General features: G+C 64.1%; 10 protein-coding genes. 5 read left to right on the top strand and 5 right to left on the bottom strand.

What is annotated here, in order from left to right; translation table 11 throughout:
* Positions 1-8 precede the first annotated feature (8 nt).
* Positions 9-533 carry a L,D-transpeptidase gene (locus QOS90_RS24670; protein ID WP_027596621.1) on the top strand — a complete coding sequence of 175 codons (525 nt, stop codon included), beginning with the start codon at positions 9-11 and terminating at the stop codon, positions 531-533.
* A gap of 22 nt (positions 534-555) precedes the next feature.
* The gene (gene nagZ, locus QOS90_RS24665; RefSeq protein ID WP_177323913.1) at positions 556-1,554 is read left to right on the top strand and encodes a beta-N-acetylhexosaminidase; all 999 of its coding nucleotides are present in this window, start codon (positions 556-558) and stop codon (positions 1,552-1,554) included.
* 159 nt (positions 1,555-1,713) lie between these two features.
* Here nagZ and QOS90_RS24660 read toward each other — a convergent pair whose 3' ends face one another.
* Genes QOS90_RS24660 through mfd form a run of 3 tightly spaced genes read right to left on the bottom strand, consistent with a single transcriptional unit; the run spans position 1,714 to position 9,094 of the window.
* Positions 1,714-5,061, bottom strand: coding sequence for a DEAD/DEAH box helicase (locus QOS90_RS24660; protein WP_085274212.1), 3,348 nt, complete (start codon positions 5,059-5,061; stop codon positions 1,714-1,716).
* A gap of 1 nt (position 5,062) precedes the next feature.
* The gene (locus tag QOS90_RS24655; RefSeq protein WP_027596619.1) at positions 5,063-5,635 is read right to left on the bottom strand and encodes a CsiV family protein; all 573 of its coding nucleotides are present in this window, start codon (positions 5,633-5,635) and stop codon (positions 5,063-5,065) included.
* 9 nt (positions 5,636-5,644) lie between these two features.
* Positions 5,645-9,094: a transcription-repair coupling factor gene (mfd, locus tag QOS90_RS24650; RefSeq protein ID WP_085274213.1), complete on the bottom strand. Its 3,450-nt coding sequence runs from the start codon at positions 9,092-9,094 to the stop codon at positions 5,645-5,647.
* 167 nt (positions 9,095-9,261) lie between these two features.
* Between mfd and QOS90_RS24645 the strand changes: the two genes are divergently transcribed.
* From QOS90_RS24645 to sthA, 3 genes are all read left to right on the top strand, one after another.
* Entirely contained in the window at positions 9,262-10,725 is a 1,464-nt protein-coding gene (locus QOS90_RS24645) for a glyceraldehyde-3-phosphate dehydrogenase (protein WP_027596617.1), read from the top strand.
* A 197-nt stretch (positions 10,726-10,922) separates the two neighbouring features.
* Positions 10,923-11,921, top strand: coding sequence for an FAD:protein FMN transferase (locus QOS90_RS24640; protein ID WP_027596616.1), 999 nt, complete (start codon positions 10,923-10,925; stop codon positions 11,919-11,921).
* A 201-nt stretch (positions 11,922-12,122) separates the two neighbouring features.
* Entirely contained in the window at positions 12,123-13,517 is a 1,395-nt protein-coding gene (gene sthA, locus QOS90_RS24635; RefSeq protein WP_027596615.1) for a Si-specific NAD(P)(+) transhydrogenase, read from the top strand.
* A 48-nt stretch (positions 13,518-13,565) separates the two neighbouring features.
* Here the strand turns inward: sthA and QOS90_RS24630 are convergent, their stop codons facing one another.
* Together QOS90_RS24630 and QOS90_RS24625 are read right to left on the bottom strand one after the other, a co-directional pair.
* Entirely contained in the window at positions 13,566-14,282 is a 717-nt protein-coding gene (locus tag QOS90_RS24630; RefSeq protein ID WP_027596614.1) for a glycerophosphodiester phosphodiesterase, read from the bottom strand.
* Positions 14,283-14,312: 30 nt separating this feature from the next.
* Positions 14,313-14,897, bottom strand: a complete 585-nt coding sequence (locus QOS90_RS24625; protein WP_027596613.1) for a PilZ domain-containing protein — start codon at positions 14,895-14,897, stop codon at positions 14,313-14,315.
* Positions 14,898-14,904 lie beyond the last annotated feature (7 nt).

Raw genomic sequence — 14,904 nt, 5'->3', positions numbered from 1 at the left:
TAGCGCCCATGCCCGATCTCGATCTATTGCACATCTCCCTTGCCGACCAATGCCTCTATGGGTTCGCCCAGGGCCGCTTGTGCCTGCGCCTGGCGGTGTCCACGGCGCGTAACGGCGCCGGCGAGCGCAATGGATCGGGCTGCACGCCGCGTGGCCTGCATCAGGTACGGGCGAAAATTGGCGCGGGCCTGCCGCTGAACGCGGTGTTGCGTAGCCGGCGCTGGACCGGTGAGGTCTGGTCGCCTGAGCTGCAGGCGCGGTTTCCCGGGCGGGACTGGGTCCTCACCCGTATCCTCTGGCTCAGCGGCTGCGAGCCGGGCGTCAACCGCCTCGGCGCCGTCGACACGTTCCGCCGCTATATCTACTTGCATGGCACACCTGAGACCGAACCTTTGGGCGTGCCGCTGTCCCATGGCTGCATACGCCTGCACAACACCGATTTGCTTGGCCTGTTCGACCGCGTGCCGGCCCATTGCCGGGTGCGCATCGAAGAGGCGGCTTGCCCCCAGTGGGCTTCTTTAAGTCTTCAATGAAGGATTTCCCATGACCGTCAGCCTGCAAGGCTCCTTGATGGTGGACATCGCCGGTAAATGGCTGACCGCCGAAGACCGTCACCTGCTGCGCCAACCTGAAGTGGCCGGCCTGATCATCTTTGCCCGCAATATCGACAGCCCGCGCCAGGTGCGCGAACTGTGCGCGTCCATTCGCGCGATTCGCCCGGACTTGATCCTGGCCGTCGACCAAGAGGGCGGGCGTGTGCAGCGGCTGCGCCAAGGCTTCGTGCGCCTGCCGGCCATGCGTGCATTGGCCGACAACGACAACGCCGATTACCTGGCGGAGCAGTGCGGATGGTTGATGGCCACCGAGGTGCTGGCGGTAGGCCTGGACCTGAGCTTCGCCCCGGTGCTCGACCTGGACCACCAGCGCAGTGCGGTGGTCGGCAGCCGCGCCTTCGAGGGTGACCCACAGCGCGCCACGCAGCTGGCGGCGGCTTTCATTCGTGGCATGAACGCTGCGGGCATGGCGGCCTGCGGCAAGCACTTCCCGGGGCACGGCTGGGCCGAGGCCGACTCGCACGTGGCCATCCCCACGGACGAGCGCAGCCTTGAACAGTTGCGCCAGGCGGACCTGGTGCCGTTCACCCGGCTCAGCGGCCAGCTGGCAGCGGTGATGCCGGCCCACGTGATCTACCCGCAGGTCGATAACCAGCCGGCCGGCTTCTCGCGGCGTTGGCTGCAAGACATCCTGCGCGGTGAGCTGGGCTTTGACGGGGTGATTTTCAGTGACGACCTGTCCATGGCCGGTGCGCACGTGGTCGGGGATGCGGCCAACCGCATCGAAGCAGCGTTGAGTGCTGGCTGCGACATGGGCCTGGTGTGCAACGACCGGGCGGCGGCAGAGCTGGCATTGAGTGCGGCGCAGCGGCTGAAGGTCAAGCCTTCGCCGCGCATTGCACGGATGCAGGGGCAGGGCTTTGCGCGCACCGATTATCGCCAGCAGCCGCGTTGGCTGGAGGCGTTGGGGGCGTTGAAAGAGGCGCAGCTGGTCGATTGACTGATCCGGCTGTATTCGACGGTAGGCCGGATTTACCCACTTCCCGGTAGGAGCAGCCTTGTGCTGCGAAGGCGGCGGTGACAACAGCGAAGATCAAGGGTGTTGTCACTGGCCTCTTCGCAGCGCAAGGCTGCTCCTACAGAGATTGCTCACAAGCGCTTAACGGCCGCGCTTCCCGGGCAAGGGGGCAAACAGCGCCTCGATCTCATCATCCCCCAGCCGCCACTGCCCGACCTGCCCGCCATCGAGCAGGCTTGCCGCCAGGGCCGCCTTCTCTTGCTGCAACAGCTGAATCTTCTCTTCCACCGTGCCGCGGGTAATCAGCTTGAACACGAACACCGGTTTGTCCTGGCCGATGCGGTAGGCGCGGTCGGTGGCCTGGTTTTCGCTGGCCGGGTTCCACCAGGGGTCAAAGTGGATCACCGTGTCCGCAGCCGTCAGGTTCAACCCGGTGCCACCCGCCTTGAGGCTGATCAGGAACACCTCGCTGTCACCCTGCTGGAATGCTTGCACCGGCGTGCGGCGGTCGCGGGTGTCGCCGGTCAGCAGGCTGTAACGCACCTTGCGCTTTTGCAGTTCTTGCTCGATCAATGCCAGCATCGAGGTGAACTGGGAGAACAGCAGTACCCGCCGGCCTTCACTGAGCAGCTCTTCGAGCATCTCCAGCAGGGCGCCGAGCTTGCCTTTATCGGCCTGGTTGCCCTTGGTCTCGACGCCCTTCACCAGGCGCAGGTCGCAGCACACCTGGCGTAACTTGAGCAGGGCATCAAGGATGACAATCTGGCTGCGCGAGGCGCCGTTGCGGGCGATTTCGTCGCGGACTTTCTTGTCCATCGCCACCCGCACGGCCTCGTAGGTATCACGCTGGGCATCGCTGAGCTCGACCCAGTGCACCATCTCGGTCTTGGCGGGCAGTTCGGTGGCCACCTGTTCCTTGGTGCGGCGCAGCAGGAACGGGCGGATGCGGCTGACCAGGTGGGCCATGCGTTCGGCGTCGCCGCGGCGTTCGATCGGGGTGCGGTAATCCTGGTTGAAGCGCTTGAGGTCGCCCAGCCAGCCCGGCATCAGGAAGTGGAAGATCGACCACAGCTCGCCGAGGTTGTTTTCCATCGGCGTACCGGTCAGGCACAGGCGCTGCTCGGCCTGCAACTCGCAGACGGCGAGGGCGGCTTTGCTGGTGCTGCTTTTGATGTTCTGCGCCTCGTCTAGCACCAGCACGTGCCAGTGCTGCGTACGCAAGTGTTCGAGGTCGCGGGGCACGAGGGCATAGGTGGTGAGCACCAGGTCGTAGTCGTGCAGCGTGGCGAAATGCTTGCTGCGCCCTGGGCCCTGCAGTGCCACCACGCGCAGGTCGGGGGCAAAGCGTTTGGCCTCGTCGAGCCAGTTGGGTATCAGGCTGGTCGGCATCACCGCCAGGGCGGGAGTGGTCAGGCGGCCGGACTGTTTCTCCAGCAACAGGTGAGCCAGGGTTTGCAGGGTCTTGCCCAGGCCCATGTCGTCGCCGAGGATCCCGCCCGTGCCCATTTCGCGCAGGGCTTGTAACCAGTTCAGGCCTTGTTGCTGATAAGGGCGCAGGGCCGCGTTCAGTTGTGCGGGCGGTTCGACCTGCAGGTCGCGTGCGTCACGCAGGCGCTTGCCCAGGTCGCGCACGTGCGCGCCGCCTTCCCAGTGCAGCGGCAGGTGATCGAGCTCGTTCAAGCGCGCGGCATCGGCCCGGTCCAGGCGCAGTGAAGGGCCGGCGGCGTCTTCATGCAGGTAGAGCTCGCCAAGGGTGCCCATCACCGCCTTGATCCGGCCGTAGGGCAGGGCGACGCGCAGCGCGGGGCTGTCGAGGCGGCCGCGGTTAAGGTCGATCAGCAAGTGTTCGTCGTCACTGCGCCGGGCCAGTTCGCTGGCGCGCAGCAGTTCCGGGTTGCTGCGCAGCAACTGCAGCACGATCGGCAGCAGGCTGTGGCGCTGGCCATCGACCACGATGCCCAGTTCCAGGTCGAACCATTCATGCCCGGGGGCCTCGTCGATGCTGGCGTACCAGTCGTCCACCTCGTGCAGGTTGAAGGAAAAGTCGCGGTGGATGTCGATCACCCAGCCGGCTTCACGCAGTTGTGCCAAGCCGTTGCGGGCGAAGTGCAGCCAGGCCTCGTCATCAGGCAGTTGGTGCATCTCGCCCGCACTGTCGGGCAGGGCCTTGCTCTGCCGGGTGGCGGCCTTGAAGCCGAGGTCGCGTAGCGTCTTGCGCAGCGCCTGTTCGGCCTTGGGCTGGCGGCGAATGCGCTGGCTGGTGGCATCTACCAGGCGGGTCAACGGCTTGTCGTCGTTGCCGCTGGCGCGCAGGCCGTCGTAGTCGAACGACAGCGCGGCGCGGTGCTGCATCTGGCGCTGCATGCGGCCGGTCTTGGGCATGTAGGCGCTGTACTCGAGGCTGCCCAGGGTCAGGTGAGGGCGAGGCTCGATCGTGTCGATCTGCTCGCTGCGGACCTTGGTGGGGGTCGGAACCTGGCGGTTCAATGCGTTCAAGCGATGGCTCAGGGGGATGATCAGGTGCTCGGGAACCGTCGGGGCGCTGGCCAGTTGGCTGGCAATGAACGGGTCAAGGTCATGCAGCAGCTTGCCGGTCTGTCCGCCTTGTGGGTCGACGTAATACAGTGGGTCGACCGGCAGTGCCAGCATGTGGGTATTTTCAGCATGGTGCCAGGCGCCGCGGTAGCTGCCGTTGTCCAGCCGAACCCAACGAAATTCGGCGTGCAGGTCGGGGCCTTGGGCCAGGGGTTTCTGCTGTTGGCCATACAGTAAGCGGCCGGTGGCGAGGGCATACTCGTAGAGTTCGGCGCCCTTTTTGCCTTCCAGGCGTGCGACGGGCAGGCTGTAATCCTTGCTGAGGGCATCGATCAGCCGCAGCGCACGCAAGTCTTCATCGGTCACGTACTTGGGTGTGTAGTAGATGAGCTCGGGCATCGAACTGGGCCGGCCCAGCTTCAAGCTGTCATCGGGCTGCCGGGTACCTTTGAACACGCTGAGCATGCACTGGCCATGGTTGTTGCTCACCACATAGTAGAGTGCAGGGCCTTTGCGCTTGGCGGGTTCTGTGGCAAGGGCTGCCGGTACTTCCAGGGCCTCGACCCAATGTGCGAGTTCGGGGGGCAATTCAAGGGACTGCTGCGCTGCGGGCGTAACGGCAAGGGGTTCGTCAGGTGTGCCTTCGACCCAGTCCGGGCCACGTTCAAGCAGATAGAGCGCCGCTGCGCAGTGTTTGCAATTGTCACCGACCGGGCACGAGCAAGTGCCCTCGCATTCAAGGCCGTCCTCGGTCATGTCCAGCGTGATGCGCTGGTAGTAGGCGCGGCCGCCAGAGCCTGCGCACTGCGCGCGGATGGTCAGGTCCAGGATGGATACGATTTCGCTCCTGCCTTCCTCTGCATAGTCGAAGCCGCGTTGCAGCGTAGTGCGGTCAAACGCGAACCTCCAGGTGTCAAGCCCCCGGATAAAGAACTGCGCATCGGTCTCGCTCACATCACTGCTCCATCAACTCCGGGTCCATCACCGGCATCTTCGGTGTACCCGGTGGCGTGATCTTCAGCAGCACCGCGAGATGCCCGCCATCAAGGAAGGTCAATTGGCCACCCTTGACGTTGCTGTTGCTTTGCTTGAATTGCTCGCTGCGCAGCACGCTGCCGTTGCCGTCGAGCTGGTTGACCCAGAAGTTGGCCTCCACCGCGATGAAGCGGCCTTCGGCGATGCTCAGGTTGCCTTCGATGGGGAAGTGGCCGAACTGCTCTTCGCCTTCACCCAGGGCGATGCGGCTGGGTTCGCTGCCGACCTGCTGCTGCCAGGCCTTGTGCATCAGCACGGTGTAGTCGGCGGTGGCTTGCAGGCGGGTGGTTTCATCGTCCAGCCCCAGTGGGCGTTCGGCGGCCTTGTCCAGGCGCGGCGCACCGGCGCTCCAGTCTTCGGGGGCGAACGGGCTGGTGAAGGCGGGGACGCTGTTTTGCCGCACCAGGATCATTTCTACCTGATACAGGCCTTCGGCGAAGGCGGCTGGCGCGAACAGCGCCAGCAGCAGGGTCAGGCAACGGATGGCACGCATGGATCTTCCTTAGGCAGACTGTGGGGTCAGGCGCTCGAACAGCGCCTCAAGGGTGTTGAAACGTTCGTCGGGGCGTTCCATCGGTACCAGGAAGCGGAAATGGGTGGCGCCTTCGAACTTGTAGCGTTTGGGCTGGCCCTGGATCAGCTTGATCAGGGTCAGCGGGTCGACCGGTGTCTCGGCCTCGAACTCAAGCTTGCCGCCGTTGGGGCCAGCATCGACTTTCTTGATGCCGAGCTTTTCCGCCTGCAGCTTGAGCGAGGTCAGGCGCATCAAGTTTTTGGTTGGCTCCGGCAGCAGGCCGAAGCGGTCGATCATCTCGACTTGCAAGTCCTTGAGGCCTTCTTCGTCGGCGGCCGAGGCGATGCGCTTGTAGAGGATCAGGCGTGCATGCACATCGGGCAGGTAGCCCTCGGGGATCAGGGCCGGCAGGCGCAGGTTGATCTCCGGGCCGCCACCCAGTGGCTGTTCGAGGTTTGGCTGGGCACCCTTGCGGATGGCCTTGACCGCCCGTTCGAGCATTTCCATGTAGAGGGTGAAACCGACCGCCTGGATCTGCCCGCTTTGGCCTTCACCCAGCAGTTCGCCAGCGCCGCGGATTTCCAGGTCGTTGGTGGCCAGTACAAAGCCTGCCCCCAAGTCCTGGGTGTTGGCGATGGCTTCCAGGCGCTTCTCGGCGTCGCTGCTGACCTTTTGACGCGCTGGCGTCAGCAGGTAGGCGTAGGCCTGGTGGTGGCTGCGGCCGACCCGGCCACGCAACTGGTGCAACTGGGCCAGGCCGAACTTGTCGGCGCGCTCGATGACAATGGTGTTGGCGCTTGGCACGTCGATGCCGGTCTCGATGATGGTCGAGGCGATCAGCACATTGAAGCGCTTGTGGTAGAAGTCGCTCATCACCTGTTCCAGCTCGCGCTCGCGCATCTGGCCGTGGCCGATGCCGATACGCGCTTCCGGGACCAGTTCGGCAAGGTCTGCAGCGCACTTCTCGATGGTTTTCACGTCGTTGTGCAGGTAGTACACCTGGCCGCCGCGCAGCAGTTCACGCAGCAGGGCTTCTTTGACCGTGCTGTTGTTGTGTTCCATGACGAACGTGCGCACCGACAGGCGTCGGGCGGGCGGTGTGGCGATGATCGACAGGTCGCGCATGCCGGCCACGGCCATGTTCAGGGTGCGCGGAATCGGCGTGGCGGTCAGGGTGAGAATGTCCACCTCGCTGCGCAGGGCTTTGAGCTGTTCCTTCTGGCGTACGCCAAAGCGGTGCTCTTCGTCGATCACTACCAGGCCCAGGTCCTTGAAGCGCACATCGTCCTGCAGCAGCTTGTGGGTGCCGATGAGGATGTCGATCTTGCCCTCGGCCAGGTCCGCCGCCGCGCTGGCGACTTCCTTGGCCGATTTGAAACGGCTCATCACTTCGACGGTTACCGGCCAGTCGGCGAAGCGGTCGCGGAAGCTGTTGTAGTGCTGTTGGGCCAGCAGGGTAGTGGGCACCAGCACCGCCACCTGGCGGCCGCTGTGCACGGCGATGAAGGCCGCGCGCATGGCCACTTCGGTCTTGCCGAAGCCCACGTCGCCGCACACCAGGCGGTCCATCGGCTTGGCCGCGAGCATGTCGGCGCGTACGGCTTCGATGGCGTTCTGCTGGTCGGGGGTTTCTTCGAAGGGGAACCCGGCACTGAAGGTGGCGTAGTCGGCAGCGGGGTCGGCAAAGGCGTAGCCCTTGCGCGCGGCGCGGCGGGCATAGATGTCGAGCAGCTCAGCGGCGACATCACGCACCTGCTCGGCGGCCTTGCGCTTGGCCTTCTGCCAGGCCTCGGAGCCGAGCCGGTGCAGCGGCGCCAGGGCGTCATCGCTGCCGGTGTAGCGGGCGATCAGGTGCAGGTTGGCCACCGGCACGTACAGCTTGGCGCCCTCGGCGTATTCCAGGGTGAGGAACTCGGCGGCCTGACCGTCGATTTCCAGGGTAGCCAGGCCCAGGTAGCGGCCCACGCCATGGTCGATGTGCACCACCGGTGCGCCTTCGCGCAGTTCGGTGAGGTTCTTGATCACCGCATCGTTGGCGGTCTCGCCGCGCTTGTCGCGCCGTCGGCGCTGCATCACGCGCTGGCCGAACAGCGGGCTCTCGGCGATCAGGGCCAGGGCCGGGTCGTCCAGCACCAGGCCTTCGTCAAGCGGGGCAATGGTGATCGCCAGCCGCTCGGAGCCGGTGATGAAGTCGGCCCAGCCTTCGACGGTGTGCGGGCGCAGTTTCAGGCGTTCGAGCAGTTCCAGCAGCACTTCGCGACGGCCCGCAGACTCGGCGGTAAACAGTACGCGGCCAGGGAACTGGTCAAGGAAGCTGGACAGCGCCGCCAGTGGCTGGTTGGCCTTGGCCTCAATGGCAAGTTCGGGCAGGGGGCGTGCTGGGAAGCGTTCACGGCCGGCGCCAGCCTCGACGTCTTCGGCGCTGACGACCACCCGCGGCCATTGCTTGAGCCGGGCGAAACAGTCTTCCACCGGCAGGAACAACTCGGCAGGCGGCAGCAGCGGGCGGCTCAGGTCGCCACGGCGGTCTTCGTAGCGCCCGCGTACGTCGTTCCAGAAGTGCTCGGCGGCCTGCTCGACGCCCGGCAGGGAAAACACCTGGGTGTCGCTGGGCAGGTAGTCGAACAGCGTCGAGGTGTCTTCGAAGAACAGCGGCAGGTAGTACTCGATGCCGGCGGGAATGATGCCGCTGGCCAGGTCCTGGAAGATCGCGCTGCGGCGGAAGTCGACGTCAAAGCGTTCGCGGAAGCGCGCCTTGAAGCGGGTCACTTCCTCTTTTTGCATCGGAAATTCGCGCGCCGGCAGCAGGCGCACCGAGTCGACCTTGTCGATCGAGCGCTGGGTCTCGGGGTCGAAGGTGCGCAGCGTCTCGATTTCGTCATCGAACAGGTCGATGCGGTAGGGCAGCTTGCTGCCCATGGGGTACAGGTCGATCAGCGCGCCGCGCACGGCGAATTCGCCATGTTCATAAACGGTGTCGACGCAGCGGTAGCCGCTGGCTTCAAGGCGCGTGCGCATTTGCTCGACGTCGATGGTCTGGCCGATGTCCAGCACCAGGCTGCTGCCCAGCAGGAAGCGGGTCGGCGCCAGGCGGTGCAGGGCGGTGGTGATCGGCACGACGAGTATGCCGTGGCTCAGCTCCGGCAGCCGGTACAGGCTGGCAATGCGCTGGGAGATGATGTCCTGGTGCGGCGAGAACAGGTCGTAGGGCAGGGTTTCCCAGTCGGGGAAGGGCAGCACCGGCAGGTCTGGGGCAAAGAAGCGCAGCTCCTGTTCCAGACGGTCGGCGGCCTGGCTGTCGGCGGTCAGCAGCAGGGTAAAGCGGCCAGCGCTGCTGGCGGCTTCGGCAATGGCAAGACTGAGGGCGGCACCGGGCAGGTTGCCCCAGGTTTGTTTGCCGGCCGTGGCCGACAGTTGCGGTAGGCGCAGAACTGACACGGGAGATTGCACTCCAAGCGTTGCGGCAAAGACACCGATTGTACCGGTGCTGGTGCCTGCTGTCAGGCTCCAAAGGCCATGAACACTGGCTCTGGCTGCCGCGACAGGCGCTCATTGCCCGTTCCGCGTTGGGGCGTCATAATGTAGCCCCTTTTTTCTGTCCCTACATGTGGAAGGTTCCCGTGACTCAGAAGCCCGACCAGTGTCTTGGTGAGTGGATTGATCGTGAAGCATTGGCTGAAGCGATGATCCCGCTTATCGGTCAGCTCTACCGCAACAACAACGTGGTGAGCTCGATTTATGGCCGCAGCCTGATCAACCGTTCGGTTATCTCGATCCTCAAAGCCCACCGCTTTGCGCGTCATCGTCAGACCGACGAGACCGAACTGTCTGTCCACGAGACGTTCCCTCTGCTCAAGGCCATGAGCGAGCTGAAACTGGGCGCCGCTTCGGTTGACCTGGGCAAGCTGGCCAACAAGTTCAAGCAGGAAGGCAACGGCCGCAGCGCCGAGCAGTTCGTGCGTGAAGAGCTGGCTGACGTAGTTGGCCAACAGAACGCTTCGGCCCGTAAAGGCACCGACGTCGTCCTGTACGGTTTCGGCCGCATCGGCCGCCTGCTGGCGCGCATCCTGATTGAGAAGACCGGTGGTGGCGACGGCCTGCGCCTGCGTGCCATCGTCGTGCGCAAAGGCGCCGAGAACGACCTGGTCAAGCGTGCCAGCCTGCTGCGCCGTGACTCGGTGCACGGCCCGTTCGATGGCACCATCACCATCGACGAAGCCAACAACACCATCACCGCCAACGGCAACCTGATCCAGGTTATCTACGCCAAGAACCCGAGCGAAGTCGACTACACCCAGTACGGCATCGACAACGCGCTGATCGTCGACAACACCGGTGTATGGCGTGATGCCGACGGCCTGGGTCAGCACCTGGCCTGCCCGGGCGCTGCCCGCGTGATCCTCACCGCACCTGGCAAGGGCGCGCTGAAGAACATCGTGCACGGCATCAACCACGGTGACATCACCGCCGATGACAAGATCATCTCGGCCGCTTCCTGCACCACCAACGCCATCGTGCCGGTGCTGAAGGCTGTCAACGACAAGTACGGCATCGTCAACGGCCACGTCGAAACCGTTCACTCGTTCACCAACGACCAGAACCTGATCGACAACTTCCACAAGGGCAGCCGCCGTGGCCGTGCCGCGCCGCTGAACATGGTTATCACCGAGACCGGTGCCGCCACTGCAGCCGCCAAGGCACTGCCCGTGCTGAAGGGCAAGCTGACCGGCAACGCGATTCGCGTACCGACGCCGAACGTCTCGATGGCTATCCTGAACCTGAACCTGGAAAAGCCCACCACCCGCGAAGAGATCAACGAGTACCTGCGCCAGACGGCCATGCACTCGGAGCTGCACAAGCAGATCGACTTCGTCAGCTCGCAGGAAGTGGTTTCGACCGACTTCGTCGGCTCGCGCCACGCCGGTGTGGTTGACGCAGAGGCGACCATCGCCAACGACAACCGCGTTGTGCTGTACGTTTGGTACGACAACGAATTCGGTTACAGCTGCCAGGTAGTTCGTGTGATGGAAGACATGGCCGGTGTGAACCCGCCAGCGTTTCCACGCTGATTCGCTTGTAAGGCAATGAAAAAACGGGAACCTTCGGGTTCCCGTTTTTTTTGCCTAGCATTTATGTTGTCTCTACTGGCCTCTTCGCGGGTAAACCCGCTCCCACAGGTTCGTCCGCGTTCTTGAGGGCGGTGCAATACCTTGTGGGGGCGGGTTTACCCGCGAAGAGGCCAGTGTCGGCGACCGAGAGTCCGAATTTGCGCGCAGCCCTCCTGTTCATCCTGATGCTCCTCACCGCCTGCAACCAGGGCCCGACCCTTGAGCGCCTGGGCGGCCCGACCATGGGCAGCAGCTACAGCATCCAGTACGTCCGCGCCCCCGGTGGCCCGGCCCCAGCCCAGGTGCAGGCTGAAGTCGAAGCCATCCTCCAGGGCATCGACCAGCACTATTCCACCTACCGTAGCGATTCCACTGTCAGCCAGTTCAACCAGCTGCCGGCCAATCAATGCCTTGCTTTGCCATCAGACATGCTCGACCTGGTCCGCTTCGGCCAGCAGTTGGCGGCGCAAAGTGCCGGCGCCTTCGACCTCACTGTCGAGCCGCTGCTCGACCTCTGGGGCTTCGGCCCCCAGGCCCGTCACGAGCAGGTGCCCGACCCGCGAGCCCTGGCCCAGGCCCGCCTGCGCGTGGGCTACCAGCACCTGCGCATCGAAGGCCAGGCATTGTGCAAGGATGCCCCGGTGGAACTGGATTTCAACAGCATCGCCGCCGGCCACGCCGTCGACCTGATCGCCCAGCGCCTGCAGGCCATGGGCATCAGCAGTTTCATCGCCGAAGCCACCGGCGAGCTCAAGGCGGTTGGCCGCAAACCCGACGGCAGCCCGTGGCGCATCGCCCTCGAGCTGCCCCGTGAAGACCGCCAGATCGCCCGCCAAGTCATCCCGGTGGATGGCCTTTCGGTATCGACCTCGGGTGACTATCGCCACTATTTCGAGCAGAATGGCCGGCGCTATTCGCACACCTTCGATGCCCGTCTCGGGCGCCCGGTCGCGCACGACCTGGCTGCGGCCACTGTGCTCGACGCCTCGGCGCTGAAGGCTGACGGGTTCTCGACCCTGCTGCTGATTCTCGGCCCCGAGCGCGGCTGGGATTTCGCCGTCAGCCATAACCTTGCCGCCGTACTGGTGACTCGGGCCGAGGGTGGCTTCGTCTCCCGAGCGACCCCAGCGTTTTCGCGGGCAATGAAAGGCGAGTGAAAGCGCAAGGATGGATGATCGCCAGGGAATCGGTGAACCACATGTAGTGCAGGCAAAATTGGCCTACGACGCGACCAAGGGTTAATGTGCGCGGCGTTCACGCTTGATTAGACTGCAACCGAATTTTCTCATGGCGCCCCGGCGACATGATCGCGCCCCGCGAGCCACCGTGACTCGCGGGCCAGTTCTGAAGGAGTACGCATGGCTGTCTACAACTACGACGTAGTGGTGCTGGGTTCCGGCCCGGCCGGAGAAGGCGCGGCAATGAACGCCGCCAAAGCAGGGCGCAAGGTGGCGATGGTCGACAGCCGTCGCCAGGTCGGCGGCAACTGCACCCACTTGGGCACCATCCCGTCCAAGGCACTGCGTCACTCGGTGCGGCAGATCATGCAGTTCAACACCAACCCGATGTTCCGCGCCATCGGCGAGCCGCGCTGGTTCTCCTTCCCGGACGTGCTCAAGAGCGCCGAAAAGGTCATTGCCAAGCAGGTCGCTTCGCGCACCGGCTACTACGCTCGCAACCGTGTCGACCTGTTCTTCGGCACCGGCAGCTTCGCCGACGAGCAGACCATCGAAGTGGTCTGCCCCAACGGTGTGGTCGAAAAGCTCAACGCCAAGCAGATCATCATCGCCACCGGCTCGCGCCCGTATCGCCCGGCCGACATCGACTTCCACCACCCGCGCGTCTATGACAGCGACACCATCCTCAGCCTCAGCCACACTCCGCGCAAGCTGATCGTTTACGGCGCCGGCGTGATCGGTTGCGAATACGCCTCGATCTTCAGCGGCCTGGGTGTGCTGGTCGAGCTGGTCGATAACCGTGGCCAGTTGCTGAGCTTCCTGGATTCGGAAATTTCCCAGGCGCTGAGCTACCACTTCAGCAACAACAACATCACCGTGCGCCACAACGAGGAGTACGACCGGGTCGAAGGCTTGGACAACGGTGTGATTTTGCACCTGAAGTCGGGCAAGAAGATCAAGGCCGACGCCTTGCTGTGGTGTAACGGCCGTACCGGCAACACCGACAAACTGGGCCTGGAAAACATCGGCATCAAGGTCAACAGCCGCGGCCAGATCGAGGTCGACGAGGCCTACCGCACCACCGTGTCGAACATCTACGGTGCCGGTGATGTGATCGGTTGGCCGAGCCTGGCCAGTGCCGCCCATGACCAGGGCCGTTCGGCAGCGGGCAGCATCGTCGACAATGGCAGCTGGCGCTTCGTCAATGACGTGCCGACCGGTATCTACACCATTCCGGAGATCAGCTCGATCGGCAAGAACGAGCAGGAACTGACCCAGGCCAAAGTGCCGTACGAAGTGGGCAAGGCCTTCTTCAAGGGCATGGCCCGCGCGCAGATCGCCGGCGAGCCACAGGGCATGCTGAAAATCCTGTTCCACCGCGAAACCCTGGAAATCCTCGGCGTGCATTGCTTCGGCTACCAGGCTTCGGAAATCGTCCACATCGGCCAGGCGATCATGAACCAGCCGGGCGAGCTGAATAACCTGAAGTACTTCGTCAACACCACGTTCAACTACCCGACCATGGCCGAAGCCTATCGGGTAGCTGCCTACGACGGCCTGAACCGGCTTTTTTAAGCGGCTCCGACCGGTGGCCTGAGCCGGTCGGGGATACCGATTTCAGCCCTACCCGAGGGTGGTCTTGGCCAAACCGGGAAAGTCTGTAATCAGGCTGTCCACGCCAAAATCAGCGAGCCGGCGCATCAGTGCCGGTTCGTTGACTGTCCACACCGACACATGCAACCCCTGGCCCTGGGCTTTGAGCAGGCGCTCTGGGGTGCACAGTGTCCAGTTCAAAGCCAGCAACTCGCAGCCGTAGTTTTGCGCGACCTTCAGTGGGTCGAGCCAGGCGTATTCGGCCACCAACCCGCGAGACACGTCGGGTACCAGCTCTTGTGCGGCGCCCAGCACGTCGCGTGAGCTCGAGGTGATGGTGACCTTGTCCAGCAGGCCGTACTGCTGGGCCAGTTCACGAATGGCCAGCACCGTGGTGGCGGCGCGGGTGCGCGAGGCACTCTTGACCTCCAGTTGCCAATGCTCGAAGGCGCATTTTTCGAAGAGTTCTTCCAGTTTCGGGATAGGGCAGGGCTGCACATGGCCCGGGCCGCCTTTGCGTGCGTCGTAGGTGACCAGGTCGGCTGCCGGGTGCTCGACCACCTTGCCGCGTCGGCCGGTGGTGCGCTTGAGCGTCGAGTCGTGGATCACCATCAGTTCGTTGTCGGCCGACAGGTGCAGGTCCAGTTCACAGCGATTGACGCCGTGGGACAGGCACTGGCGGAAGCTGTTCAGGGTATTCTCGGGCGCTTCGCCCTTGGCGCCGCGATGGCCGTAGATCAGGGTCACGTTCGTTCCTTCAATTCAAGGGGAAGAGGCTCAGGAGGCAGGGTCATTCTGCTCCAACTGCTGGCGCCGTTGTTGTTGCTGGCGCTGCAGGATGTATCGGGCCAGCAGTTGGCGCTGGGCGTCGGTCATGTCGATGAATTCGGTGCCGACCTCAAAGCCGCCGCCTGGGCGTGGGTCGCAGTGGGTAACCTTGCCGCGCAGCAGCAGGCCGTGGGCGCGGGGCATCAGCACCATCTTCACCTTCACGCGGGTGTCGGGGGCGATGGCCTGGGCCTGGGTGAACTCGATGCCGCCTTCGGAGATGACCACTGCCTGCGGCTGGCCGACCTCACCGATGAGGGTTTGCGCGACCACGGCGCTGAGCAGGTCGAGGCGTTTGCTTTGCGCGCGCAAAAACGCCGCCAGGGTGCGGTCCTTGTCACTCAGCTGGCGCAGCAGGTGCTGGGCTTCGAAGTCGGACAGGTGCAGCTCGCTGAGCAGGTTGAACAGCGGCGAATCATCCTGCAACACTTCTGGGTCAAGGGCTTCAGCCGCGCTCAAGGGGTTGATTTGAAGTGCGATCCGATCTGCGATGCGGTAGTATTCGCGGCGATCTTCTTCGTCTAATGTCGTCATGGCGAAC

It is taken from the genome of Pseudomonas sp. LAIL14HWK12:I10, assembly GCF_900184205.1.
GTDB classification, from domain to species: domain Bacteria; phylum Pseudomonadota; class Gammaproteobacteria; order Pseudomonadales; family Pseudomonadaceae; genus Aquipseudomonas; species Aquipseudomonas kermanshahensis.
This window is presented reverse-complemented; position numbering and strand designations above follow the sequence as displayed.

Bases quoted from the DNA above. Each gene is read 5' to 3' on its own strand.
- QOS90_RS24670 (WP_027596621.1), top strand. From the start codon at position 9: ATGCCCGATCTCGATCTATTGCACATCTCCCTTGCCGACCAATGCCTC.
- QOS90_RS24655 (WP_027596619.1), bottom strand. From the start codon at position 5,635: ATGCGTGCCATCCGTTGCCTGACCCTGCTGCTGGCGCTGTTCGCGCCA.
- QOS90_RS24645 (WP_027596617.1), top strand. From the start codon at position 9,262: ATGTGGAAGGTTCCCGTGACTCAGAAGCCCGACCAGTGTCTTGGTGAG.
- sthA (WP_027596615.1), top strand. From the start codon at position 12,123: ATGGCTGTCTACAACTACGACGTAGTGGTGCTGGGTTCCGGCCCGGCC.
- QOS90_RS24625 (WP_027596613.1), bottom strand. From the start codon at position 14,897: ATGACGACATTAGACGAAGAAGATCGCCGCGAATACTACCGCATCGCA.